Below are 23,772 nucleotides of genomic sequence, written 5' to 3'. Positions count from 1 at the left end.
ACGCCACACACGCCCGTCGCCGTCCGGCGCCGCGGCCTCAGCGCCGTCGGCGGTCGGGGCGCGACGAGACGACCGCGCCGAGCGGGAGCACCACGTCGGGGCGCAGCGACGCGGGCACGCCGGACAGGAACAGCGCGAACACCGCGGGCCGCCGCTGCGCGAGCTCGAGGCGCCCGCCGTCGGCGGACGCGAGGTCGCGGGCCAGCGCGAGGCCCAGGCCCGTGCCCTTGCCGGAGGTCACGTCCCGCTCGAAGATCCGCCCCGCGAGCTCGTCGGGCACACCCTCACCCTCGTCCGCGACCTCGACCACGACCGTGCCCGACGGTCCGCCGGAGCGCGACCGGACGGTCGTCGTCCCGTCGCCGTGCCGCAGCGAGTTCTCGATGAGGGTCGCGAGCACCTGCGCGAGCGCACCGGGCGTCGCGAGCACCTGCGTCGCGGCGTCCACCTCGACGACGAACCGGCGCCCGACGGCCTCGAACGTCGCCGACCACTCCTCCTCCTGCTGGTGCACGACGTCGATCAGCCGGACCGCCTCCGTCGTGCCGCCCTGGGCCCGGCGCGACGCCATGAGCAGGTCGTCCACGACCCGCACGAGGCGCTCGACCTGCTCGAGGCTGATGCGGGCCTCCTCACGCACCTCCTCGTCGTCGGAGGCGAGCATGATCTCCTCGAGCCGCATCGACAGCGCCGTGAGCGGTGTGCGCAGCTGGTGGGACGCGTCGGAGGCGAACTTGCGCTCGGCCGCGAGCCGGCCGGCCATGCGGTCGGCGCTGCGCGCGAGCTCGGACGCCACGAGGTCGATCTCCTCGACGCCGGACGGCTCGAGCTGCGGGCGCACCTGGCCCGAGCCGAGCTGCTCCGCCGACGCCGCGAGGTAGACCAGCGGCGCCGCGAGCCGGTTCGCCTGCCAGATCGCCATCGCGATGCCCGCGGCGAACGCGACGACGGCCGCGACGACGACGAGCGCGATCACGCGCGCCCCGAGCCAGAACACCTCCCACCAGGAGACGTACAGCACGACGACCGCACCCTGGTCGGACAGCGCCCGCACCGACTCGGTGCGGCCGTCGACCCGCTCCCCCGCCTGGTAGACCGTGCCGTCGGGCGCGTGCACCACGACGGAGGCGGGCAGGTCACCCTCGCTGCCCGTGGCGAACGGCTCGAACATCTGGTCGTTGAGCTCGATGCCCAGGCCGATGCGGAAGTCCACCGCACGCGCGGCCGACTGCGCGCGCGTCTCGATCCGCTGCACCTCGTTCTCGCGCACGAGCTGCGCACCGAGGAACGCCAGCGGGAAGCCGAGCAGCACCACCGCGACGGTCACCGCCGCGATGGTCGCCTGCAGGACGCGACGACGCACGCGCCGCCGGCCTCAGCCGCCGGCGGGCACGGGCCCGGTCTCGAACCGGAAGCCCATGCCGCGGACGGTGGAGATGTAGCGCGGCGCGTTCGCGTCGTCGCCGAGCTTGCGACGCAGCCACGACACGTGCATGTCGAGCGTCTTGGTCGAGCCCGTCGGGTCCGAGTCCCACACCTCGCGCATGAGCGTGTCGCGCGCGACGACGGTGCCGGCCGACGCGACGAGCACGCGCAGCAGGTCGAACTCCTTGGCGGTCAGGTGCAGCTCGCGCTCGCCCTGGAACGCGCGGTGGGCCGCGACGTCGACGCGCACGTTCTGCGCGTGCAGCTCGTCCTCGTCACCCGCCTCGACGGCGGTGCGGCGCAGCAGGGCCCGCACGCGCGCCAGCAGCTCGGCGAGCCGGAAGGGCTTGGTCACGTAGTCGTCGGCGCCCGCGTCGAGCCCGACGACGAGGTCGACCTCGTCGGCGCGCGCCGTCAGGACGAGCACGGGCGTCGTGAGGCCCTGGTTGCGGATGGCGCGGGCGACGTCGAGGCCGTCCATGTCCGGGAGCCCCAGGTCGAGCACCACCAGGTCCGCGGCGGCGGCCCCGTCGATGGCGCCTTGACCGGTCCCTTGCACGCGGACGTCATAGCCTTCACGTCCGAGGGCCCGGGCCAAAGGCTCGGCAATAGCGGGGTCGTCCTCCGCCAGAAGCACCTGGGTCATTGCCCCATGCTAGGTCACGCCCTGGTATCCACCGCCAGGACTCGCGGCCCACGGGTGCACGTCGACGGGTGTGAGATGCGCCCGGGAGTGCGTGCACGCACGTACCCGGCGGTGGCTCGTGCGGCGTCCGACGCGGGCCGCGCCGGACCGCGAGAGGGGTGACCGACCCGCGACCCACGTCGTAGCGGCCCGCGCGACCGTCCGCCTGCGGGGGTACGACGAGCGTGCGCGCGCCGCCCTACGCTCGCGGGGTGAGCACGTGGGACCGGCTGCTGCGCTGGGAGGACTCGCACCGGTTCGTCGTCGACGCCGTCGGTGCCGTCCTCTTCTTCGTCGTGGTCAGCCCCCTGTCGCTCGTGACCGGCGTCGGCATGGCGCCGTCGTCCGACGCCATGCTCGGCTGGACGCTCCTGCTCGTCGCCCCGCTCGCGTGGCGGCGCGTGCAGCCCGTCGCATCGGCCGGCGCCGTGTACGCCGTGGGCCTGGCCCAGCTCGTCGTCGCCCCCACGGTGCTGCCCGGGGACCTCGCGGTGCTCGTCGCGCTGTACTCGGTCACCGTGCACGGCCCCGTGTGGGCGCACCGCGCGGCGATCGCGTGCGCGCTCGCCGCGGGCGTGCTGCTCCCCCTGCGGCTCGTCGCCGACATGACGGCGCCCGTGGTGACGGTGGCCGCGCTGCTCATCGGCACCAGCTCGCTCACCGTGTGGGCGTTCGGGCTCGTGCGCCGCTCGCGCCGCGAGACGCTCGAGGCGCTCGTCGACCGCGCGGTGCGCCTCGAGAACGAGCGGGACCAGCAGGCGCAGCTCGCCACGCAGGCCGAGCGCGCGCGCATCGCGCGCGAGATGCACGACATCGTCGCGCACTCGCTGTCCGTCGTCATCGCGCAGGCCGACGGCGGCCGCTACGCCGCGGAGTCCGACCCGGGCGCCGCGGGACGCGCGCTCGAGACGATCGCGGAGACCGGCCGCGCCGCGCTCACCGACATGCGCCGCCTGCTCGGCGTGCTGCGCAGCGAGCCCGACGGGCGGCTGCGCGCGACCGCCGACGGCCCGGGGGTCCTGCACCAGGCACCGCTGACCGAGGTCGCGCCCCAGCCCGGCGAGTCCGACATCCCGCGGCTCGTCGACCAGGTCCGCGCGAGCGGCGCCCAGGTCTCGCTCGTGCGGATGGGCGAGCCGCGCCCGCTGCCGCCCGGCGTGGGGCTCGCGGTGTACCGCATCACGCAGGAGGCGCTCACGAACGTGCTCAAGCACGCGGGGCCCGCACCGCGCGTCACCGTCGTGGTCCAGTGGCGGCCCGACTCGATCGAGCTGGACGTCACCGACGACGGCCGGGGCGCGTCCGCGGGCACGGACGGGCTCGGGCAGGGGCTGCGCGGCATGCACGAGCGCGCCACCATGTTCGGCGGCTCGGTCACCGCGGGTCCGCGGCCCGGCGGCGGCTACCGTGTGCGCGCGCGACTGCCGTTCCCCGACCGGCCGCGCACCGCGGCACCCGACGCCTGACACCCGAGGAGCACGCCCGTGACCGAGCAGCCGAGCGCCCACCGAAGCGACGTCGTGCGCGTCGCGCTCGTCGACGACCAGCAGCTCGTGCGTGCGGGCTTCCGCATGGTCATCGACTCGCAGCCGGACCTCGAGGTGGTCCTGGAGGCGGGCGACGGGGCCCAGGCCGTCCGGGCGCTCGACCCCGCGGCCCGCACCGCGCTCGGTCGCGTCGACGTCGTGCTCATGGACGTGCGCATGCCGACGATGGACGGGCTCGAGGCGACCGCGCAGATCATCGCGCGCGGCACGGACGCCGACCCGGCACCGCGCGTCATCGTCCTGACGACGTTCGACCTCGACGAGTACGTCATGTCCGCGATCCGCGCGGGCGCGAGCGGGTTCCTGCTCAAGGACGCGCCGCCCGAGGAGATGCTCACCGCGATCCGCACGGTGCACCGTGGCGACGCCGTCATCGCGCCGTCGTCCACGCGCCGGCTCATCGAGCACCTCGTCTCGGCGCTGCCCGAGGCCGTGCCGGACGGCCCGCCGAGCCCCGCTCGCGCGGCCGTCGACGACCTCACCGAGCGCGAGCGCGAGGTCCTGCTGCTCATGGCGCGCGGCCGGTCCAACACCGAGATCGGCCGCGACCTGTTCGTCGCCGAGGCCACCGTCAAGACGCACGTGGGGCGCATCCTCGCCAAGCTCGGCGCACGCGACCGGGTGCAGGCGGTCGTCACCGCCTACGAGGCGGGACTGGTCACGCCCGGGACCTGAGCGCGGGCGCACCCGACGGCGCACCCACGGTCGCACGCCGGGTCATGCCAAGGGATGACCGCGGCACCCCACGTCGAGACCGGGGGCCGACGAGGCGGCCGACGGCCGCTGCCTAGCGTGGTCACGTCCCCACCGGAACGAACCGAGGAGCACCGTGACCTCCATCCCCGCCGCCCCGACGCCCGGGAGCGCGCCCGCCTCGTCGGCGCGTGGCCTGACCAAGACGTACGGCTCGGGTGCCGCCGCCGTGCGCGCCCTCGACGGCGTCGACGTCGACTTCGCCGCGGGTGCGTTCACCGCGATCATGGGCCCCTCGGGTTCCGGCAAGTCGACGCTCATGCACCTGCTCGCGGGGCTCGACCAGGCCACCACCGGCTCGGTCCGCCTGGGCGAGACCGAGATCACCTCGCTCGACGACGACTCGCTGACGCGGCTGCGTCGTGACCGCGTCGGGTTCGTGTTCCAGTCGTTCAACCTGCTGCCGATGTTCACCGCGGCGCAGAACGTCACGCTGCCGCTCGAGCTCGCGAGCCGTCGCGTCGACCCGGACTGGTACGACCTGCTGACGGCGACGCTCGGTCTCGGGGACCGCCTGACACACCGCCCGAGCGAGCTGTCCGGCGGTCAGCAGCAGCGCGTCGCGATCGCGCGCGCGCTCATCACGCGGCCCGACGTCGTGTTCGCCGACGAGCCGACCGGCAACCTCGACTCGCGCTCCGGGGCCGAGGTGCTCTCGTTCCTGCGCCGCTCGGTGCGCGAGCTGGGCCGCACGGTCATCATGGTCACGCACGACCCGACCGCCGCCGCCTACGCCGACCGCGTGGTGCTGCTGGCCGACGGTCGTATCGCGGGCGACATCGCGGACCCGACCCCGGAGTCCGTGCTCGCCGGCCTCGACGCCCTGCGCGCGCTCGAGGCGCCCGTCGCCGACGGTGTGGGTGCCTGATGCTGCGACTCACCCTCGCCCAGATGCGCCGCAGCCTGGGCCGGCTCACCGCGGCCGCGATCGCGACCGCCATCGGCACGGGCTTCGTCGCCGCGACGCTGCTCACCGGTGGCGTCATCACGCGCTCGAGCTATGACGCCGTGACGGCCGAGCTCGCGCAGGCCGACCTCGTCGTCGAGGGCGACGTGGGCGCGATCCACGAGAAGATCCGCTCGACGCCCGGAGTCGTCGCCGCCGACCCGCTGGCCGCGAGCGGCGCCGAGCTCCAGAAGGGCGCGCAGCGCAGCTGGCAGCTGCTCGTCCCCGTGCCGTCGGACCCGCACCTCGGCGCGCTCCGCGTCGAGGAGGGCGTCGCGCCCGCCACGGACGACGAGATCGCGCTCCCCGAGGCCACCGCGAAGCGCCTGCGCGTGGCCGTCGGCGACACGGTCGACGTCCGCTACTGGGTGTGGGACGACGACACGCAGAAGGGCACCGAGAAGGTCGTGCCGGCGACCGTCACCGGCCTGACCAGCGACCCCGAGGGCGCGTGGACGAGGTTCGGCGGCGCGTCGCTCGTGACCCTGGGCGCCCTGCAGACGTGGGGCGACCTCGACGAGGAGTTCGTGTGGGACGAAGGCATGATCGTCCACGCACCGAAGGACACGGCAGCCGTCCAGGCCGCGCTCCAGGCGCTGTCCGACGACGTGCGCGTGCTGACCAAGGACGAGGCGAGCGACGAGCGCATCCGTGAGCTCGCGGACGGCGACAACGTCATCGTCGTGATCGTCCTCGGGTTCGCGGCGGTCGCGCTCGTCGTCGCCGCGCTCGTCATCTCGAACACGTTCCAGGTGCTCGTCGCGCAGCGGGCGCGGATGCTCGCGCTGCTGCGCTGCGTGGGCGCCGTCCGCGGCCAGCTGCGGCGCTCCGTGCTGCTCGAGGCGGGCATCCTCGGTGTCGCGTCCTCGGTCGCGGGCGTGGTCCTCGGGACCGTGTTCGCGCAGGTGGCGCTGTCGGTGCTGCGCGGCGTGCAGCAGGAGGTGCCGCTGCCGGAGTACGTGCAGGTCACGCCCGTCGTCGTGATCGTCCCCGTGCTCGTGGGGACGGCCGTCACGCTGCTCGCCGCCCTCGTCCCCGCCCGTGCGGCGACCAAGGTGAGCCCCATCGTCGCGCTGCGTCCCATGGATGCACCGGACGTCGGCTCGCGCGCCGGCAGGCTGCGGCTCGCGTTCGCGCTCGTCCTGACGGTCGGCGGGGCGCTGGCGTTCCCGCTCGCGATCGTCGGTGCGCGGACGCGTTCGGACGACGCCGTGATCTGGCTGGGGCTCGGCATGCTCGGTGGCGCGGTCTCGTTCGTCGGGGTGCTCGTCGGCGCCGTGTTCTGGGTGCCGCGGGTCGTCGACCTCATGGGCCGGGCCCTGGGCCGCAGCGGCGCCGCCGCACGTCTCGCTGCGGTCAACTCGGTGCGCAACCCGCGGCGCACGGCCGCCACCAGCACCGCGCTGCTCATCGGCGTGACGCTGGTCGCGATGATGTCGACGGGTGCCGCGAGCGCCCGGCTCTCGGCCGCGGCGGAGCTCGACGCGCACTACCTCGTGGACATCACGGTGGCGCCCACCGACGGCGACCGGGTGAGCGCCGAGGTGGCGCGGACCGTGGCGGGCGTCGAGGGCATCGAGCGGACCGCGCTCGTGCGCAGCGCGGACGTGACGCTCGGGGACGACCGGTGGATGACGGCGTGGGAGGTCACCCACGAGGCCGCGAAGGTCCTGCGGGACGACCGTGTCCCGGCGGCCCTGCGCGACGGCGCTGTGGTCCTGCCCGTCGACCTGGGATCCTCCTCGACGACGATCCGCGCGGCGCAGGACACGGTCGACGGCGAGCCCACGACGGACGCGCCGACCGTCGACGCCGTCGTGGTCGACAGCCCGCGGACCGGCGACGTCTACCTGACGCCTGCCACGTTCGAGAAGGTGGTCGGAGACCACGCGACGACGAGCGTGTGGGCGATGGTCTCGTCCGACGCCGCCGCCGGCGAGGTGGTCGACTCCGTACGCAGCGACCTGTCGTCGCAGTCCGTGTCGATCGAGAGCGCGGCGTCCGAGCGGGCGCAGTACGAGCAGGTGATCAACGCGCTGCTCGCCACCGTCATCGGCCTGCTCGCGGTCGCCGTGGTGATCGCGCTGATCGGCGTGGCGAACACGCTGTCGCTGTCGGTCATCGAGCGGCGACGGGAGTCCGCGATCCTGCGGGCGATCGGCCTGACGCGCGGTCAGCTGCGGCTGTCGCTCGCGACGGAGGGTGCGCTCATCGCGGGCGTCGGTGGCCTGTTCGGGGCGCTGCTCGGCCTGCTGTACGGCTGGGCGGGTGCGGCCATCGCGTTCGAGTCGCTGGGCGAGGCCCGTCTCACGGTGCCGTGGCTCGACCTCGTCGTGATCGTCGCGGTCGCGCTGCTCGCGGGCCTCGCGGCCTCGGTGATCCCGGCACGCTCCGCGGTGCGCACCCGGCCGGTCGCGGCGCTGAGCGTCGAGTGAGCGGCTGAGCCCGAGCCGGCGTAAGCCGGTCAGCGACGCCCCGCGGTACCCCTCGTGGTACCCGGGGCGTCGTCGTCCCCCGCGCGGCCGGTGGTGGCCGCGACGACGGGAGGCAGCAGGAGGCCCACCCCCACGACGAGCGCGACGGCGAGCACGGCCCATGCCCACGGTGCGGGGTCGGCCCCGACCCATCCGAGGGACAGGACGACGAGCATGATCTGCCACGTCATGACGGGCGAGCGCGCCCAGCGCCGGCCGCGCCACAGCCCGCGCGCCGAGGCGGCCAGCACGAGTGCGACCGCGAGCCCGAACACCACCAGGAACACCGTCGCGGCCGGGCGCACCGACACGCCGCTGACCAGGTCGACGACCCACGCGACCGCGAGGCCCACCGCGGCGGCGGCCTCGAGGAGCGTCAGGAGGCAGACGACCGCGAGCAGCGGCGGGCGGGCGGGTGCGGGGTCGGGCTGCCGCGCGGGCGCGGGCGGGCGGCGGCCTCCCTCGCGGGGGCCGGACGGCGTGGTCGGGCGGCGGGACGGGCTCACGCGCCCGAGACTACGGGGCGGTGGGCGGCACAGGTCCCGTGGCCGAGGCGTGCGCCGCGCGCAGTGACGCGGATCGCATACCACACGGACGGCCCGAGCCGGACCGGACGACCGCCCAGGAGCCCCACCCGCGATGCCCGAATCGTTCCGAGAGCGGCGTGGCGAGCGGGAACCTGTGTGATGAACGCCTCATCCGTAACTGAGTCGAAACCAACTCGTAACCCCTTGTGCGAAGAGGTGAACGGGTGTGAACCTTGATGCAGCAGGTTTCATCACCCAGCCCCCGGTCAAACCCCCACGACACCGCCATGACGGCGCGCGCCCTCATCCTGGCGCCGTCGCTGTCGTGCGCCCAAGGAGACTTCCATGGATTGGCGCCACCGCGCAGCATGTCTCGACGAGGACCCCGAGCTGTTCTTCCCGATCGGGAACACGGGCCCCGCCCTGCTCCAGATCGAGGAGGCCAAGGCGGTCTGCCGTCGCTGCGACGTCGTCGACACATGCCTCAAGTGGGCCATCGAGACGGGCCAGGACGCCGGCGTGTGGGGCGGGCTCTCGGAGGACGAGCGCCGCGCGCTCAAGCGCCGCACGGCTCGCCAGCGCCGCGCCGGCTGACCGGTCGCCGCACCGGCTGAGCCGGTCCGCGTCGGACGACGCACACGATCTCCCGGAGGGGTCGGCCGCACGCGGCCGGCCCCTTCGTCGTCCCTGCCCCGGAGAGCTCGCCGAGCGACCCCGACCGGGCGCCGGTGCTCAGCCCAGCTGGGCCGCGTCGCGCCCGGTCCGCAGCTCGGCGCACACCTCGACCGCGGTGCCGCCCTCGGGGCGGGGCCGCCACTCGATGGTCCCCCGCAGCTCGTTGGTGATCAGCGTCTGGACGATCTGCGTGCCGAGCCCCGAGCCCGCGCCGCGGCCCTCGGGGATGCCCGAGCCGTCGTCGAGCACCGTGACCCGCAGCGCGTCGTCGTCGCGCTCGACGACGATCTCCACGGTGCCCGAGGTGCGCCCGTCGAACCCGTGCTCCACGGCGTTCGTCACGAGCTCGGTGAGCACGAGCGCCAGAGCGGTGGCGTCCTCGGCCGGGACCGAGCCGAACGTTCCCGTGACCGTCGTGCGCACGTGCGCGCCGGCGGACGCCGCGTCCGCCGCGAGCCGTAGGCTGCGCCCGACGAGGTCGTCGAACGGCACGCTCTCGTCGATCGTCTGGGACAGCGAGTCGTGCACCAGCGCGATCGTCGCGACCCGACGCATCGCCTCCGCCAGCGCGTCGCGCGCCTCGGGCGACGTCATGCGGCGCGACTGGAGCCGCAGCAGCGCGGCCACGGTCTGCAGGTTGTTCTTCACGCGGTGGTGGATCTCGCGGATCGTCGCGTCCTTGGTGATGAGCTCGCGCTCGCGCCGGCGCAGCTCGGACACGTCGCGGCACAGCAGCACCGCACCGATCCGCTGCCCGCTCTCGGTGAGCGGCACCGCCCGCAGCGACAGCACCACCCCACCCACCTCGACGTCGGTGCGCCACGGAGCGCGGCCCATGAGCACGAGCGGCATCGACTCGTCGACCGTCGCGCGCTGCTCGGGGATCAGGTCCGCGGTGACCTCGACGAGCGAGCGCCCGACGAGGTCGCCCAGCGCGCCGAGCCGGTGGAAGCACGACAGCGCGTTGGGGCTCGCGTAGAGGACCTCACCCTCGGAGTTCAGCCGGACGAGACCGTCCCCCACGCGCGGAGCACCGCGGCGCGGGCCGGTCGGGGCGTCGGGCGCGGGGAACTCGCCGTTGGCGATCATCGCGAAGATGTCGTCGGCCGCCTCGACGTAGTTGAGCTCGAGCCGGCTCGGCGTGCGCGCACCCCCGAGGTTCGTCTGGCGGGCGATCACCGCGATCGCACGGCCGTCGCGCACGACCGGCACGGCCTCCTCGCGGACCGCGTAGGAGCCGAACCAGCGCGGTTCGCGCGAGCGGAGCTGGCGGCGCTCGTCGAGCGAACGTCGCAGCTGCGGGCGCTGCCCCTCGGGTACGCGCGAGCCGACGACGTCGTCGTAGTGCACCGTGGCACCCGTCGACGGGCGGCACTGCGCGACCGCGACGAAGTCGCCGTCGGTCGTCGGCAGCCAGAGCACCAGGTCGGCGAACGCGAGGTCGGAGGCGACCTGCCAGTCCCCCACGAGCAGGTGCAGCCACTCGAGGTCCGCACCGGACAGGGAGCCGTGACGCTCGACGAGCACGCTCAGGGTCGACACGGCGCCCAGCCTATGCGGCGCGCGGGACACCGGCCGCCAGGCACCGCGGCCTGCGCCGCGCCGCTGTGGGTGGCGCTCGTTAGGCTCGACGCGCCGCGCCTGCGGCGCGACCAGCCGAGGAGACCCGGTGCGCCTGACCGAGACGATCGTCCTGCCGACCGACCCGCACGCGGCCGCACGCCTGCTCGCCGACCCGGCGTTCGCGCGCGAGAAGGTCGTCGCGTCGGGCGCGTCGTGCGAGCAGGCGGACGTCACGGGCGAGGTCGCGGGCGACCCGGTCGGTGCGTTCACGGTCACGACGCGGCGCGCGCTGCCCGCCGACCAGATCCCCGCCCACCTGCGCGGGTTCGTCGGCGGGCGCATCGAGGTGCGGCAGGTCGAGGCCTGGGAGCGGCCGGACGAGACCGGCGAGCGCGTCGGGACGGTCCTCGTGGAGGTCGCGGGGGCGCCCGTGCGGCTGACCGGGCGGGCGACGCTCGTCGCGCACGGCACGGGCGCCACGGCGGTGCGCTACGACGGCGAGCTGCATGCCTCGGTCCCCCTGTTCGGCGCCGCGATCGAGGACGCGACCGCCCGGGCGATCCGGACGGCGCTGGCCGCGGAGGAGGCCGCCGCGGCCGCTCGACTGGCCTGACCGGGCGTCCCGTGCCGGGCGCCCGCGCCCGGGTCACCCGCGCGGGTGCAGCTGGGACCGACGGGCTGGTCACGGTACCGCTTCCACGCCGTAACGATTCGGTAACGTGGGAATCGTGGAAGTGCGCTCTGACCTGCGGTAACACTGCCGTGGAATCGCTACCACGCGCATTTCGGACGCCACGCTCCTTGACACCTCGGACCCGTCCGACGAAGGTGTCACCCAGCGCGTGGGAACGCTCCCGCAGACTGCGGAGGGGAGCGCTCCCAGGCGGGGTCTCTCAGACCCACGCCGACGTGGTTCGGAGGCACGTGTCCGGCCGCGGAGGCGACCCCGAGAGGTACGGCATGGCAGCCGTCCGAATGACAAGGGAGTCACAGTGCGCAAGACCACACGGAAGTTCCTGGCCGCCACGGCCGGGGTCGCGAGCATCGCCCTCCTGGCGACGGCGTGCTCGTCCGACGACCCGAAGCCGGCGTCGACGGGTGACGCGACCAAGGACAGCAAGCCGATCACGCTGACCGTCGCGACGTTCAACAACTTCGGCTACACCGACGAGCTCCTCGCCGAGTACACGAAGACGCACCCGAACGTCACGGTCAAGCAGACGGTCGCCGCCAAGTCGGAGGACGCCCGCACCAACCTGACGACCAAGCTCGCCGCCGGTGGCGCGGGCCTGGCGGACGTCGAGGCCATCGAGATCGACTGGCTCCCCGAGCTCATCCAGTCGTCCGACAAGTTCCTCGACCTGAACTCCGACGAGGTCGAGGGCCGCTGGCTCGAGTTCAAGACCAAGCCGGCCACGGCCGCTGACGGCAAGCTCATCGGCTACGGCACCGACGTCGGCCCCGAGGCCATCTGCTACCGCTCCGACCTGTTCGAGGCGGCCGGCCTGCCGACCGACCCGGCCGAGGTGGCCGAGCTCCTCGGTGGCGACGGCGCCACGTGGGACAAGTACTTCGAGGTCGGCAAGACGTTCGTCGACAAGTCGGAGAGCGCCTGGTTCGACTCGGCCAACGCCATCTACCAGGGCATGGTCAACCAGCTCGAGGCCGCGTACGAGAACACGGACGGCACGCCGATCCCGCTCGCCGAGAACGACCAGGTCAAGGGCCTGTACGAGACCGTCACGGGCGCCCAGGTGCAGGAGCTCTCCGCGCACCTCGGCCAGTGGTCGGAGGACTGGACCGCTTCGTTCCAGAAGAACGGCTTCGCGACGATGCTCTGCCCGGCGTGGATGACCGGTCCGATCGAGCAGAACTCGGGCGGCATCACAGGCTGGAACATCGCTGACGTCTTCCCCGGTGGCGGCGGCAACTGGGGCGGCTCGTACCTGACCGTCCCGGCGGCGGGCGCGAACGCCGAGGCGGCCAAGGAGCTCGCGGCGTGGCTCACCTCGCCCGAGATCCAGGTCAAGGCGTTCCTCAACGCGGGCACCTTCCCGAGCCAGACCGAGGCGCTGACCGACCCGGCCCTGACCGACGCGAAGAACGACTTCTTCAACAACGCACCGGTCGGCACGATCTTCGGCAACCGCTACAAGGCCATCAAGGTCACGCCGTTCAAGGGCCCGAACTACTTCTCGATCCACCAGACGGTTGGCGACGCCATCACGAAGGTCGACGTCGACAAGTCGGCGGACTCGGCTGCAGCCTGGCAGGGCGCGCTCGACGCGTTCAACGCGCTGGGTCTGTGACCCGGGTCGGGCCGGGCGCTGAGGCGCCCGGCCCGACCAGCCGAGTGTCCGGCTGAGAGAGCCGGCCTTGGATCCGAGCGGCGCCCGGCGGGAGCCCTCGCCCCTGTGGGAGCGGGGCATCCGCCGGGCGCCGTGTCCACTCACGCCGTCATGAGGTGGTCATGTCCGTCCAGTCACCCGTCGAGCCCGAGAGCGATCTCGCGCCCGCACCGCGGCAGCCGCGCCGCGTGGGCTTCTCCCAGACGCTGAGCCGCTGGGACGTCAAGGTCTCGCCCTACCTGTACATCTCGCCGTTCTTCATCCTGTTCTTCATCACCGGTCTGTTCCCGATCCTGTACACCGGCTACGTCTCGGTGCACAAGTGGCAGCTGCTGCAGGGCCAGGGCGACTTCGTCGGCTTCGACAACTACGTCGACGTGTTCAAGCAGAAGGACTTCTGGCTCTCCCTGCGCAACACGCTGTCGATCTTCGTGATCTCGGCCGTCCCCCAGGTCATCGCCGCGATCCTCATCGCCGCGTTCCTCGACCAGAACCTGCGCGCGAAGACCTTCTGGCGCATGGGCGTCCTCCTCCCCTACGTGGTCGCCCCCGTCGCCGTCGGCCTCATCTTCGGCCGTCTCTTCGCCGACCAGTCCGGCCTCATCAACGCGTGGCTCGGCGCCTTCGGGATCGACCCCGTCCGGTGGCACGTCGACCCGCTCGCGAGCCACATCGCCATCGCGACGATGGTGAACTTCCGCTGGACCGGCTACAACGCGCTGATCTTCCTGGCCGCCATGCAGGCCGTCCCGCGTGAGCTCTACGAGGCCGCGATCATCGACGGCGCCGGACGCGTGCGGAGCTTCTTCTCCGTCACGATCCCCCAGATCCGCGCGACCGTCCTCTTCGTCGTGATCACCTCGACGATCGGTGGCCTGCAGATCTTCGACGAGCCGCGCGTCTTCGACAGCGCCGGCGCCGGCGGTGCCTCGCGTCAGTGGCTCACCACCACCCTGTACCTCTACAACACGGGCTGGAGCGGCCAGTACAACCTCGGCCGCGCGGCCGCGATCGCCTGGCTGCTCTTCGTGCTCATCCTCGTGATCGGCCTCGTCAACTTCGCGCTGACGCAGCGGATCGCCAGCGGCTCGTCCTCCGGGCCTGGCAAGAAGGTGAAGCGGCAGTCCAAGCGCTACGACTCGAACAGGACGTCGGCATGAACTCCATCCCCGCCATCGAGCAGAGTGCCGGCCGGGGTGCCGCCCGCGCCGCCGCGCGCCGGACGAACCGCAAGGTCGGTGGGTACGACCGCCGCCCGCACTTCCTGAACTACGTCCTGCTCGGGATCGTCGTCCTCATCGGCATCCTCCCGATCTACTACACGCTCGTCATCGGGTCCTCCGACCCGGTCGCGATCGCGCAGAAGGCTCTGCCGCAGGTCTTCCCGGACGCGAGCCTGTTCGACAACTTCAAGCGGGTCATCGACGCCGACGCCTTCAGCTTCTGGAAGGCGGTGTGGAACTCGGTCGTCATCGCGGTGGTCGTCTCGGCGTCCACGGTGCTGTTCTCGACGCTCGCCGGGTTCGCGTTCGCGAAGCTGCGCTTCCCCGGTCGCCGCGGGCTGCTGGTCTTCGTGATCGCGACGATGGCCATCCCGACGCAGCTCGGCGTCGTCCCGATGTACATCATCATGACGAAGCTCGGCTGGATCGGGCACCTGCAGTCCATCATCGTCCCGGCCCTGGTCGGCGCGTTCGGCGTGTTCTGGATGACGCAGTACCTCGAGGAGGCTCTGCCCTACGAGCTCATCGAGGCCGCCCGTGTCGACGGTGCGTCGATGTTCCGCACGTTCTGGTCCATCGCCCTGCCGGCCGCGCGGCCGGCAGCCGCGATGCTCGCGCTGTTCACATTCGTCGCCCAGTGGGTCAACTTCTTCTGGCCGTCGATCGTGCTCAACAGCCAGAACCCGACGCTGCCGCTCGCCATCCGGCTGCTGCAGCAGAACTACTTCGTCGACTACTCGCTGATCATGGCGGGCGTGTTCCTCATGACGCTCCCGCTGCTCGTCCTGTTCGCCTTCGCCGGCCGCCAGCTGGTGGCGGGCATCATGGCCGGAGCAGTCAAGGGCTGATCCTCCAGGGTCGGGCCGGCGGTGTCGCCGGCCCGACCCGGTGGTCCGCCGGGCCGCCAGGCACCAGGCCCCGGGATCCGGACGACTGCCTGGCACACGAAAGGGAACTGACCGATGGTGGTCGAGAACTCTCCCCTCGCCCTCGCCGGCGACGACCGACCCACCGCTCCGACGCTCGAGCAGGTCGCCGAGCGAGCGGGTGTGTCGCGGTCGACCGCGTCGCGGGCGATCAACGGCGGGCTGCGCGTCTCACCCGACGCGCTCGCCGCCGTCGAGGCCGCGGTGGCCGAGCTGGGCTACACGCCCAACCGCGCCGCACGCTCCCTCGTCACGAAGCGCACCGACTCCATCGCGCTCGTGGTACCCGAGCCCGACGAGCGTGTCCTGTCGGACCCGTTCTTCGCCGGCACCCTCAACGGGCTGAGCGCCGCGCTCGCCGACTCCGACATCCAGGTGGTCCTCGTGATCGCCCGCCCCGGCGAGAGCGAGCGCACGGTCCGCTACCTGCGCAACGGTCACGTCGACGGCGCGATCGTCGTGTCGCACCACCGCACCGACGACCTCGACCGCGTGCTGCTCTCGTCGCGTGTGCCCAACGTCTTCGTCGGCCGCCCCCTGTCGGTCGACCCGGACGACGTGCACTACGTCGACACCGACAACGTCGCCGGTGGCGAGCTCGCCGCCCGCCACCTCATCGAGCACGGGACGCGCCGCATCGCGACGATCGCCGGCCCCGAGGACATGTCCGCGGGTGTCGACCGTCTCGCCGGGTGGCGCACCGCGGTGCGCGCGGCGGGTCTGCCCGACGACGCGGTGCTGCACGGCGACTTCACGCTCGCGTCGGGTGCGCGCCTGGCCCGCGAGCTCGTCGAGCGGTTCCCCGACGTGGACGGCGTGTTCATCGCGTCGGACCTCATGGCCGCCGGCGCGCTCGCCGCGTTCGCCGAGCTCGGCAAGGACGTGCCCGGCGACATCAAGGTCGTCGGCTACGACAACATCGGTGTCGCTGCGTCGACGACGCCTCCCCTGACGACCGTGGTGCAGCCCGTCGTGTCGATGGCGCGCGCCGCCGGGCAGCGGCTGCTCGCCCAGCTCCACGGCGAGAGCCTGACCCGCGACCCGCTGATCTTCGCCCCCGAGCTGATCGTCCGCGCCTCCGCCTGACGTCCCGCCGCGGCGCGGGCCTGGGCCGCCGCAGGACGAGCCGTCAGGACGAGCCGTTAGGACCAGCCGTCAGGACCAGCCGGGACGACGCGCCACCAGGACGAGGCCCGGGCCGGATGGCAGAGTGTCGGGCGTGACGTCACCGTTGACCACCGCCCAGGCCCAGCTCGCGTCCGCCGTCGAGATCCTCGGGTACTCCCCGGGTCTGCACGAAATGCTCGCGACCCCACGTCGGGAGATGAACGTGGCGGTCCCGCTGCGCCGCGACACGGGCGAGATCGTGATGTTCCACGGCTACCGCGTGCAGCACAACATCTCGCGGGGCCCGGGCAAGGGCGGGTTGCGCTACGCGGCGTCGGTCGACATCGACGAGGTGCGGGCGCTGGCCATGTGGATGACGTGGAAGTGCGCGGTCGTCGACGTCCCGTACGGCGGCGCCAAGGGCGGGGTGACGATCGAGCCGTCGCAGTACTCGAGCGCGGAGCTCGAGCGCGTCACGCGTCGGTACACCTCGGAGATCATGCCGATCATCGGGCCCGAGCGGGACATCATGGCGTCCGACATCGGCACCGACGAGCAGACCATGGCGTGGGTCATGGACACCTACTCGGTCAACCTCGGCTACACGATCCCGGGTGTGACGACCGGCAAGCCGTTCGCGGTGGGCGGTTCGCTCGGGCGTGCGACCGCGACGGGCCGGGGCGTGGTGCACGCGGCCGAGGCCGCCCTCGCGGAGGACGGGGTGACGCTGCCCGAGGTCACCGCGGCGGTGCAGGGCTTCGGGAAGGTCGGCTCGCACGCCGTGCGGTGGCTCCACGAGGGCGGAGCGCGCGTCGTCGCCGTGACCGACGTGGACGGCGGCACGCGGGCGGACGGCGGGCTGGACGTGCCCGCGCTGCTGGCGCACCGGGCGCAGGGCGGCCGGGTCGCGGACTTCCCGGGCGGGACACCGGTGTCGAACGCCGAGCTCCTCGCCCTGGACGTGGACCTGCTGGTCCCCGCGGCGGTCGAGGGCGTGCTCGACGAGACCACGGCGGCGGGGGTCAAGGCCCGCTGGGTCGTCGAGGGCGCCAACGGGCCGACGACGCCCGAGGGCGACCGCGTGCTCGCGGACCGGGGCATCGTCGTCGTGCCGGACATCCTGGCGAACGCGGGCGGCGTCGTCGTCTCGTACTTCGAGTGGGTGCAGGCGAACCAGGCGTACTGGTGGACCGCCGAGGAGATCGCCGACCGGCTCGCGCTGCGCATGCGGACCGCGTACGACGCGGTCTCCCGCACGGCGCGCGAGCAGTCCCTCTCGCTGCGCGACGCGGCGCTCACGATCGGGGTCCAGCGGGTCGCGGAGGCGCACCAGATCCGCGGCCTCTACCCCTGAGGCCTCTGGCCCGGGCGTCAGTCCTCGCGCGTGAGCGTCAGCCGCTCCCCCGTGGCGGTGACGAGCTCGACCCGGGCCGCCGCGCCGTCGTCGGTGGGACCGGCCGGCGCCGCGAGAGGCTCGAGCACCGTGACCGGGCTCCCGTCGGGTGCCCGCAGCTCGAGCGGCTCGTGGAGCAGGCGCAGCAGCTCGGCCTCCTGGTGCATCGCGGCGGTGGGCCCGGCCATGAGCGTCGACGCGACGGGACCGAACGTGAGCGTGTCCCCCTCGACGGACCACGTCCCCCGCAGCCGGTTGACCCCACCGGTCCCGAAGACCTGCCCGTCGCCCTCGAACGTGAGCGACGCGGTGCGCGGGGGTTCCGACGAGGTCGCGTCGTCGGCAGGTGGTGGGGTGGCCGTGCGGACGTCCACACGCCACCGGCCGACGAGTCGCAGCATGCGTCGATCATGGCACCGGCGCCTCCCCGGCGCCGGACGAGGCGCCGGTCGAGGCGGCGGACGAGCGCCGATCGCGCCGATGCCGCCGGTCCCGCGGTCAGCCGCGCGGCTGACGCTCCGCCCACGCCTCCAGGGTCGTGCGCGGGCCGGTGTAGAACGGCACCTCCTCGCGCACGTGCAGGCGCGCCTCGGTGTTGCGCAGCTCCCGCATGAGGTCGACGATGCGGTGCAGCTCGGGCGCCTCGAACGCCAGCAGCCACTCGTAGTCGCCGAGCGCGAACGCCGAGACGGTGTTGGCGCGCACGTCGGCGTAGTCGCGTGCCGCCTGGCCGTGCTCGACGAGCATGCGCCGACGGTCGTCCTCGGGCAGGACGTACCAGTCGTAGGACCGCACGAACGGGTAGACGCACAGGTACGCGCCGGGCTCCTCACCCGCGAGGAACGCGGGGACGTGGCTGCGGTTGAACTCGGCGGCCCGGTGCAGGCCCACGACCGACCAGACGGGCAGCAGGTGGCGGCCGAGGTCGCTCGCGCGCAGGCGCTGGTACGCGCCCTGCACCTGCTCGACGGTCTCGGCGTGCCACCAGACCATGAGGTCGGCGTCGGCCCGCAGGCCGGCCACGTCGTACCAGCCGCGCACGACGAGCGCGGCGTCCTCGCCGACGGCGGCCTGCGCGTCCGCGATCAGCGCGGCACGCTCGTCGGCGTCGGCGGGCAGCACCTCCTCGAGCGCGAAGACGGACCACATCGTGTAGCGGACGGTGGCGTTGAGGACCTCGTGGTCGACGTCGGTCACGCGGCGTTCCTTTCGTGGGGCGACGAGCGTCCCGGCGGGGACGCGCTCGGCAGTCGGACGACGCCGGCCCGGGGGCCGGTGCGCCGGGTGGACCTCAGCGCAGCGGGTCGACCGCGCACGCGGCGGGGCGGCCCGAGTCCACGCCGGCCTGCCGGCGGCAGCACCCGGGCGGGCAGACGCCGTGCCAGGCGGGCAACGTGCCCACGGCGGCGCCGGGCAGCGGCGTCTCGCCCGCGGCCAGGGCACGCTCGGCGGCGGCGCGCTCGAGGATCAGGTCGACCAGGCCGCGCACGAACGGCTCGCGCGTGCCGACGGTGTCCGCCCGCACGGCCGTGAGCCCGAGCGAGTCGGCGGTCTCCAGCGCCTCGGTGTCGAGGTCGTACACGACCTCCATGTGGTCGGAGATGAAGCCGATCGGCGCCAGGACGACGGACTGCACGCCCTGCCCGGCCAGCGCGGTGAGCAGGTCGTTGACGTCGGGCTCGAGCCACGGCTGGCTCGGCGGGCCGGACCGCGAGCAGTACGCGAGGTCCCACTCGAGCGTGCGGCCCAGCCGCTCGCCCACGGCGGCGGCGACGCTCGCGGCGACGTCGAGGTGCTGCGCGGAGTAGGTCGCGCCGCTCACCGCGGACGCCTCCTCCATGGTGTCGGGGATCGAGTGCGTCACGAACACGACGCGCGCGTCCTCGGGCACCTTGCCGAGCGCCTCGGCGACCGCGTCGGTGTTCGCCTCGACGAAGCCCGGGTGGTTGAAGTACGAGCGCAGCTTGTCGAGCCGCAGCGGCTCCTCGTCGTCGAAGCCGAGCTCGTCCTCGAGCTCGTCGAGCGCCGTCCAGAAGTCCTCGCGGTACTGGCGGCAGCCCGAGTACGACGAGTACGCGCTCGTCACGAGCGCGAGGATGCGACGGTGGCCGTCGGCGTGCGCGGCCGCGAGCGCGTCCTTGGTGTAGGGCGTCCAGTTGCGGTTGCCCCACAGGACCGGCAGGTCGATGCCACGCCGCGTGAGCTCGTCGACCAGCGCGCGCTGCAGCGCGAGGTTCTGGCCGTTGATCGGGCTCGCGCCGCCGAAGTGGTGGTAGTGCTCGGCGACCTCGGCCAGGCGCTCGTCGGGGATGCCCTTGCCCGCGGTCACGTTGCGCAGGAACGGCATCACGTCGTCGGGGCCGTCCGGGCCGCCGAACGAGGCGAGCAGGAGGGCGTCGTAGGGCGCTGCCGGGCTCAGGATGGACTCGTCGTGAGGCACCCGTCGATCATCGCACCGCGCCGCCCGAGCGCCCCGTCGAAGGGTGTGACGGGGGCAGTGAGATCGACCCGACACCGTGTCAGCATCGCCGGGCCGACGGCCCGGGCAGCACGCCGCCCCCGGGCCGCTGGACGGTCGGGGGCGGCGGCGGTCGTCGGGCCGCTAGTGCGCCGGCTGCAGCGCCATCGCGTCCGCGAGCCCGTTCGCCCACTCGGCGACGAGCTCGAAGTTGCGGTGGTCGCCGGCGCGCGCCCGCGCACCGGCGATGATCGCGCGCTCCGCGAACGAGAGCGCGGCCATGTCGAGCCGCCCGCGGAAGCTGCGGTGCCCGCGTGCGTGCAGCGCGGCGCCGAGCGCGGAGAGCTCGTGCGGCGAGTTCGCCGCCGCCGCGGGCTGCGTGGCGAGCCCGGACGAGAACAACCAGACGAGCGGCGGCACCCCGCCCGCCTCGACGCGCTCGGCGAACGCGCGCGCCGCGGGCAGCCAGTGCCCCGTGTAGACCGCGGACCCCAGGACGAGCGCGTCGTAGCCCTGGGCGTCGACGACGTCCTCGGGCTCCCGGAGCTCGACCGCGTGGCCCCGGGCGCGCAGCACCTCGGCCACGCGTTCACCGATCCCCCACGTCCCGCCGTGCCGGGACGCCACCGCGACGAGCACCCGCATGCGCACCTCCTGGTCCGTTCCTCCTGCGTGCTGGCCCGTCCATCGTCCGACGAGGAGGCGCGCGGCGGGTGGGCCCTGAGTCCCGAGACGTGCCCGGGCACGGCCCCGGGACGTGCGCGAGGGCGTGAGGCTGCTCACCTGATGGTGGCCTGGCGCTCCCGGAGCCGGTCGGTGAGGCGACGCAGCGTCGCGAGCTCCTCGGCGTCGAGCGCGCCCCCGACGAGCCGGTGGATCTGGTCGACGTGCCGCCGCCCGATCTCGCGCTGCACCCGCACGCCCTCCTCGGTCAGCGTGACGACGACGCCGCGACCGTCGTCGGGCGCGGGCGAGCGGCGCACGAGGCCCTGGTGCTCGAGCCGCTCGACCATGCGGGACAGGCTCGGCTGGGACAGCAGGCTCTGCGCACCGAGCTCGCGCAGGCGCGCGGCGCGACCCTCGCAGCCCGACAGGGTGAACAGCACGTCGTACTCCCGCACCGACAGGTCGCCCCACACGTCCTCGGCCGCGAACCGGCGCATGAGCGCGACCTGCGTCCGGAACAGCGACTCCCAGGCCTGCGCGGCCTCGCGCGGGGTGGCACGGCGCGCGCTCGTCGTCATGCGCGCATCCTCCTCGACGGTCGTCGACACCTCGGGGCAACCTAATCGGTTGGAGCCCTCGTGGCGTGCGGCACGCCCACGCCACGGAGGACGCGGCACGGCCGTCCCGCGCACGAGGGCACGGGGTCCGCCCGCGCCGTCGCCCGGCACCACCGGCTGCGCCCACTCTGGCACGCCCCGGCGGTGCCGTCGCGACCGGCGCGGCGCGTCCGACCCGGCACTCCCCGCGGCGGCCGTCGCGGCCGGTCGATCCCCTCGCCCGCGCCCGCGCGCCGGGCCGTCGCGACCCCCACTCCCGTTCCCTCGGGTCACGACGGCCCGGCGCCCTGCCACGTGCGTCTAGCCTGGGGCGATGAGCACAGCGAGCGACCCGGGCACGTCCGGCACCACGTACGTCGTCGTCGACGGGGAGAACATCGACGCGACGCTGGGGACCGCGATCCTGCAGGCGCGCCCGGCCCCGGACCAGCGGCCGCGCTGGGAGCGGGTGCTCGCGTTCGCGCAGAAGGAGTGGGGCCAGGACGTCAAGGGGCTGTTCTTCCTCAACGCCTCGAGCGGCTCGTTGCCCATGAGCTTCGTGCAGGCGCTCCTCGCCATCGGGTTCCAGCCGATCCCGCTGTCGGGCGAGTCGCACGAGAAGGTCGTCGACATCGGCATCAAGCGGACGCTCGAGGCGATCGCCGGCCGCTCGGGCGACGTCATGCTGGTGAGCCACGACGGCGACTTCGCGGGTGAGCTCGCCACGCTCGTCGAGGACCCCGCGCGCCGGACCGGGCTCATCGCGTTCCGCGAGTTCACCTCCACCGCGCTGTCGGGCCTGATCGGCCAGGGGCTGCAGACCTTCGACCTCGAGCACGACGTCAACGCGTTCAACGTGCAGCTGCCGCGTGTCCGCATCATCCCGCTCGACGAGTTCGACCCGGCGCGCTACCTCTGACGGGCGGGGACGGCGGCGCCAGGGCCGTCGGTCCCACCCCTGGTCACGGCTCGATAACGGTTACCTGATACTCCCCGGGGATTTACCTAGTACCGGATGGCCACGGTATCCGTGCCCCTGGTAGACACCTCGCGACCGGAGGACGAAGGCGACCTCCGGGCCCTGGCTCACGACGAGGTGGTCGATGAAGCGTTACGTCATGGCGGGGCTCGTCCTCGCCGTCCTCACGACGGTGGTCGTCGGCACGTCCCTCCTGGGCGCCGAGGGTGCACCGGTGGTCCTGCTCGGAGCCGCCCTCGGCGGGGCGCTCGGGCTCGTGCCCGACGGCTCGGTCGCGGCGCGCGCCGGGGGCTTCGTCGCGGGCGCGCTGCTCGCCTGGATCGGCTACGTCCTGCGCGCGGCCGCGCTGCCCGACTCGGCCGCCGGCCGGGCCGTGGCCGCGCTGGTCGTGCTCGGGATCGGCGTGGTCGTCGTCGCCGCCGCACGCGGCCGGGTCCCGGCCTGGAGCCCGCTGCTCGGCGTCGCCGCCGTGGCGGGCGCGTACGAGCGCGTCTACGCGGCCGACCCGTCGGCGGTCGCGAGCACGTCGGTCGAGACCGTCACGAGCGTCCTGCTCGCCGCGGCCGTCGGGCTGCTCGCCACCGCGTTCCTCGCCCCGGCGTCCGGCGCCGCGCGCGCCGCGGGCCGCACGGCGACGTCCCGCGGGGCGCACGCCGACGACACCGCGACGCCCGTGCGGGGCGTGCCGGTCGTCGGACCGCGCGACGAGGGCACGTCCACGGCGCACCCCGTCTTCTCGTCGCCCGCGCCGCAGGCCGCGGCTGCCCACCCGTCCTCGCACCCCCAGCCGGAGGCCTGACCGTGCGTCGTCCCCGCCCCGTCGTCGCACTGGCGGCGGTTCCCCTGACCCTGCCCCTGCTGCTGTGCGGCACCGCGGCCGCGGCCGCCGACGACACCGGCGACGTCGTCGTCGCGAACACCGAGACCGTGCAGGCCAGGCTCGACGCGACCGGCGCGCTGCGCGAGGCCCGCGTGTACGAGCAGCTCGCGCTCAGCGGGCGCGGCACCGCGCACATCGCCAACCCCGTCTCGACGAGCGGCCTGCGCAACCTCGACGGCTTCTCGTCGTACTCCGTCTCCGACGGTCGCATGGTCGTCGACGTGGACGTCGACGGCGAGCGCCGGCTGCGCACCGTGAGCGACTACGACGCGGACCTGCCGATCGGCGTCGAGGTGCACTACACGCTCGACGGCGAGAAGGTCACGCCGGGCGACGTCGTCGGACGCTCGGGCCTGCTCGAGGTCCGCTACACGGTCACCAACCTCACGACGCGCGAGGACGAGGTGACGTACGACGACGGGCGCGGCGGCACCGCGACGACGACCGCGACGACCGTCGTGCCGATGATCGGCCAGCTCGTCACCGTGCTGCCCCCGTCCTTCACGGCGGTCGAGTCCGCCGAGGCCGGGATCGCGGGCGACGGGCGCGGCGGCACGCGCCTGCAGTTCCAGATGACGCTGTTCCCGCCGATCGGCTCGCC

General features: G+C 73.7%; 22 protein-coding genes and 1 pseudogene. 14 read left to right on the top strand and 9 right to left on the bottom strand.

Annotation, left to right across the window (positions count from 1 at the left end; translation table 11 throughout):
* Positions 1–37: 37 nt before the first annotated feature.
* Both CUD01_RS11585 and CUD01_RS11580 read right to left on the bottom strand, forming a co-directional pair.
* Positions 38–1,363, bottom strand: a complete 1,326-nt coding sequence (locus tag CUD01_RS11585) for a sensor histidine kinase (RefSeq protein WP_094180534.1) — start codon at positions 1,361–1,363, stop codon at positions 38–40.
* Positions 1,364–1,375: 12 nt separating this feature from the next.
* Positions 1,376–2,071: a response regulator transcription factor gene (locus CUD01_RS11580; protein WP_094180535.1), complete on the bottom strand. Its 696-nt coding sequence runs from the start codon at positions 2,069–2,071 to the stop codon at positions 1,376–1,378.
* Positions 2,072–2,322: 251 nt separating this feature from the next.
* Here CUD01_RS11580 and CUD01_RS11575 point away from each other — a divergent pair, with 251 nt between their 5' ends.
* From CUD01_RS11575 to CUD01_RS11560, 4 genes are all read left to right on the top strand, one after another.
* Positions 2,323–3,576, top strand: coding sequence for a sensor histidine kinase (locus CUD01_RS11575; RefSeq protein WP_141321218.1), 1,254 nt, complete (start codon positions 2,323–2,325; stop codon positions 3,574–3,576).
* 18 nt (positions 3,577–3,594) lie between these two features.
* Complete coding sequence (locus CUD01_RS11570; protein WP_094180537.1) at positions 3,595–4,332, top strand: response regulator; 738 nt, start codon at positions 3,595–3,597, stop codon at positions 4,330–4,332.
* Between the two features lie 154 nt (positions 4,333–4,486).
* Complete coding sequence (locus CUD01_RS11565; RefSeq protein ID WP_141321216.1) at positions 4,487–5,278, top strand: ABC transporter ATP-binding protein; 792 nt, start codon at positions 4,487–4,489, stop codon at positions 5,276–5,278.
* Entirely contained in the window at positions 5,278–7,791 is a 2,514-nt protein-coding gene (locus CUD01_RS11560) for an ABC transporter permease (protein ID WP_141321214.1), read from the top strand. Before CUD01_RS11565 ends, CUD01_RS11560 begins: the two co-directional genes overlap by 1 nt.
* A gap of 29 nt (positions 7,792–7,820) precedes the next feature.
* Here the strand turns inward: CUD01_RS11560 and CUD01_RS11555 are convergent, their stop codons facing one another.
* Positions 7,821–8,336: a hypothetical protein gene (locus CUD01_RS11555; RefSeq protein WP_244937762.1), complete on the bottom strand. Its 516-nt coding sequence runs from the start codon at positions 8,334–8,336 to the stop codon at positions 7,821–7,823.
* A 366-nt stretch (positions 8,337–8,702) separates the two neighbouring features.
* Here CUD01_RS11555 and CUD01_RS11550 point away from each other — a divergent pair, with 366 nt between their 5' ends.
* Positions 8,703–8,951, top strand: coding sequence for a WhiB family transcriptional regulator (locus tag CUD01_RS11550; RefSeq protein WP_013883096.1), 249 nt, complete (start codon positions 8,703–8,705; stop codon positions 8,949–8,951).
* Positions 8,952–9,089: 138 nt separating this feature from the next.
* Here CUD01_RS11550 and CUD01_RS11545 read toward each other — a convergent pair whose 3' ends face one another.
* Complete coding sequence (locus CUD01_RS11545) at positions 9,090–10,574, bottom strand: sensor histidine kinase (protein ID WP_141321212.1); 1,485 nt, start codon at positions 10,572–10,574, stop codon at positions 9,090–9,092.
* Positions 10,575–10,701: 127 nt separating this feature from the next.
* Here CUD01_RS11545 and CUD01_RS11540 point away from each other — a divergent pair, with 127 nt between their 5' ends.
* The 6 genes from CUD01_RS11540 (at position 10,702) to CUD01_RS11515 (ending at position 17,553) form a co-directional block, all read left to right on the top strand.
* Positions 10,702–11,208 (top strand): DUF2505 domain-containing protein, encoded by a 507-nt coding sequence (locus CUD01_RS11540; protein ID WP_141321210.1) that lies wholly within the window; start codon positions 10,702–10,704, stop codon positions 11,206–11,208.
* A gap of 379 nt (positions 11,209–11,587) precedes the next feature.
* Positions 11,588–12,904: an ABC transporter substrate-binding protein gene (locus CUD01_RS11535; RefSeq protein ID WP_141321208.1), complete on the top strand. Its 1,317-nt coding sequence runs from the start codon at positions 11,588–11,590 to the stop codon at positions 12,902–12,904.
* Positions 12,905–13,065: 161 nt separating this feature from the next.
* The gene (locus CUD01_RS11530; protein ID WP_141321206.1) at positions 13,066–14,103 is read left to right on the top strand and encodes a carbohydrate ABC transporter permease; all 1,038 of its coding nucleotides are present in this window, start codon (positions 13,066–13,068) and stop codon (positions 14,101–14,103) included.
* Entirely contained in the window at positions 14,100–15,014 is a 915-nt protein-coding gene (locus CUD01_RS11525; protein ID WP_141321204.1) for a carbohydrate ABC transporter permease, read from the top strand. Before CUD01_RS11530 ends, CUD01_RS11525 begins: the two co-directional genes overlap by 4 nt.
* A 114-nt stretch (positions 15,015–15,128) precedes the next feature.
* Complete coding sequence (locus CUD01_RS11520; protein ID WP_094180544.1) at positions 15,129–16,178, top strand: LacI family DNA-binding transcriptional regulator; 1,050 nt, start codon at positions 15,129–15,131, stop codon at positions 16,176–16,178.
* Positions 16,179–16,302: 124 nt separating this feature from the next.
* Positions 16,303–17,553, top strand: coding sequence for a Glu/Leu/Phe/Val family dehydrogenase (locus CUD01_RS11515; RefSeq protein ID WP_141321202.1), 1,251 nt, complete (start codon positions 16,303–16,305; stop codon positions 17,551–17,553).
* A 17-nt stretch (positions 17,554–17,570) separates the two neighbouring features.
* Here the strand turns inward: CUD01_RS11515 and CUD01_RS11510 are convergent, their stop codons facing one another.
* The 5 genes from CUD01_RS11510 to CUD01_RS11490 all read right to left on the bottom strand — a co-directional run bounded on the left by CUD01_RS11510 (position 17,571) and on the right by CUD01_RS11490 (position 21,294).
* Positions 17,571–17,993 carry an META domain-containing protein gene (locus CUD01_RS11510; RefSeq protein ID WP_141321200.1) on the bottom strand — a complete coding sequence of 141 codons (423 nt, stop codon included), beginning with the start codon at positions 17,991–17,993 and terminating at the stop codon, positions 17,571–17,573.
* Positions 17,994–18,090: 97 nt separating this feature from the next.
* On the bottom strand, positions 18,091–18,789 hold the full coding sequence (hemQ, locus tag CUD01_RS11505) for a hydrogen peroxide-dependent heme synthase (protein ID WP_341765917.1): 699 nt from the start codon (positions 18,787–18,789) through the stop codon (positions 18,091–18,093).
* 94 nt (positions 18,790–18,883) lie between these two features.
* Positions 18,884–20,032, bottom strand: coding sequence for a ferrochelatase (locus tag CUD01_RS11500; RefSeq protein ID WP_141321198.1), 1,149 nt, complete (start codon positions 20,030–20,032; stop codon positions 18,884–18,886).
* Positions 20,033–20,194: 162 nt separating this feature from the next.
* A complete protein-coding gene (locus CUD01_RS11495) occupies positions 20,195–20,695 on the bottom strand; it encodes a flavodoxin domain-containing protein (protein ID WP_141321197.1) in 501 nt (166 codons plus the stop codon).
* Positions 20,696–20,829: 134 nt separating this feature from the next.
* Positions 20,830–21,294: a MarR family winged helix-turn-helix transcriptional regulator gene (locus CUD01_RS11490; RefSeq protein ID WP_094182261.1), complete on the bottom strand. Its 465-nt coding sequence runs from the start codon at positions 21,292–21,294 to the stop codon at positions 20,830–20,832.
* A gap of 352 nt (positions 21,295–21,646) precedes the next feature.
* Here CUD01_RS11490 and CUD01_RS11485 point away from each other — a divergent pair, with 352 nt between their 5' ends.
* The 3 genes and pseudogenes from CUD01_RS11485 to CUD01_RS11475 all read left to right on the top strand — a co-directional run.
* Positions 21,647–22,231: an NYN domain-containing protein gene (locus CUD01_RS11485; RefSeq protein ID WP_141321195.1), complete on the top strand. Its 585-nt coding sequence runs from the start codon at positions 21,647–21,649 to the stop codon at positions 22,229–22,231.
* 184 nt (positions 22,232–22,415) lie between these two features.
* The gene (locus CUD01_RS11480) at positions 22,416–23,090 is read left to right on the top strand and encodes a hypothetical protein (protein WP_141321193.1); all 675 of its coding nucleotides are present in this window, start codon (positions 22,416–22,418) and stop codon (positions 23,088–23,090) included.
* Positions 23,091–23,092: 2 nt separating this feature from the next.
* A pseudogene (locus tag CUD01_RS11475) lies at positions 23,093–23,772 on the top strand (hypothetical protein); the annotation flags it as partial.

This window comes from Cellulomonas uda, assembly GCF_006538705.1.
In the GTDB taxonomy this organism is placed as follows: domain Bacteria; phylum Actinomycetota; class Actinomycetes; order Actinomycetales; family Cellulomonadaceae; genus Cellulomonas; species Cellulomonas uda.
The sequence above is the reverse complement of the archived record's forward strand: the minus strand, read 5'-3'. Positions and strand labels throughout refer to the sequence as shown.

What these genes read in the sequence shown, in the direction of transcription:
- CUD01_RS11490 (WP_094182261.1), bottom strand. Translation starts at nt 21,294, where the DNA reads ATGACGACGAGCGCGCGCCGTGCCACCCCGCGCGAGGCCGCGCAGGCC.
- CUD01_RS11480 (WP_141321193.1), top strand. Translation starts at nt 22,416, where the DNA reads ATGAAGCGTTACGTCATGGCGGGGCTCGTCCTCGCCGTCCTCACGACG.
- CUD01_RS11520 (WP_094180544.1), top strand. Translation starts at nt 15,129, where the DNA reads ATGGTGGTCGAGAACTCTCCCCTCGCCCTCGCCGGCGACGACCGACCC.
- CUD01_RS11510 (WP_141321200.1), bottom strand. Translation starts at nt 17,993, where the DNA reads ATGCTGCGACTCGTCGGCCGGTGGCGTGTGGACGTCCGCACGGCCACC.
- CUD01_RS11485 (WP_141321195.1), top strand. Translation starts at nt 21,647, where the DNA reads ATGAGCACAGCGAGCGACCCGGGCACGTCCGGCACCACGTACGTCGTC.
- CUD01_RS11530 (WP_141321206.1), top strand. Translation starts at nt 13,066, where the DNA reads ATGTCCGTCCAGTCACCCGTCGAGCCCGAGAGCGATCTCGCGCCCGCA.
- CUD01_RS11495 (WP_141321197.1), bottom strand. Translation starts at nt 20,695, where the DNA reads ATGCGGGTGCTCGTCGCGGTGGCGTCCCGGCACGGCGGGACGTGGGGG.
- CUD01_RS11550 (WP_013883096.1), top strand. Translation starts at nt 8,703, where the DNA reads ATGGATTGGCGCCACCGCGCAGCATGTCTCGACGAGGACCCCGAGCTG.
- CUD01_RS11525 (WP_141321204.1), top strand. Translation starts at nt 14,100, where the DNA reads ATGAACTCCATCCCCGCCATCGAGCAGAGTGCCGGCCGGGGTGCCGCC.
- CUD01_RS11580 (WP_094180535.1), bottom strand. Translation starts at nt 2,071, where the DNA reads ATGACCCAGGTGCTTCTGGCGGAGGACGACCCCGCTATTGCCGAGCCT.
- CUD01_RS11560 (WP_141321214.1), top strand. Translation starts at nt 5,278, where the DNA reads ATGCTGCGACTCACCCTCGCCCAGATGCGCCGCAGCCTGGGCCGGCTC.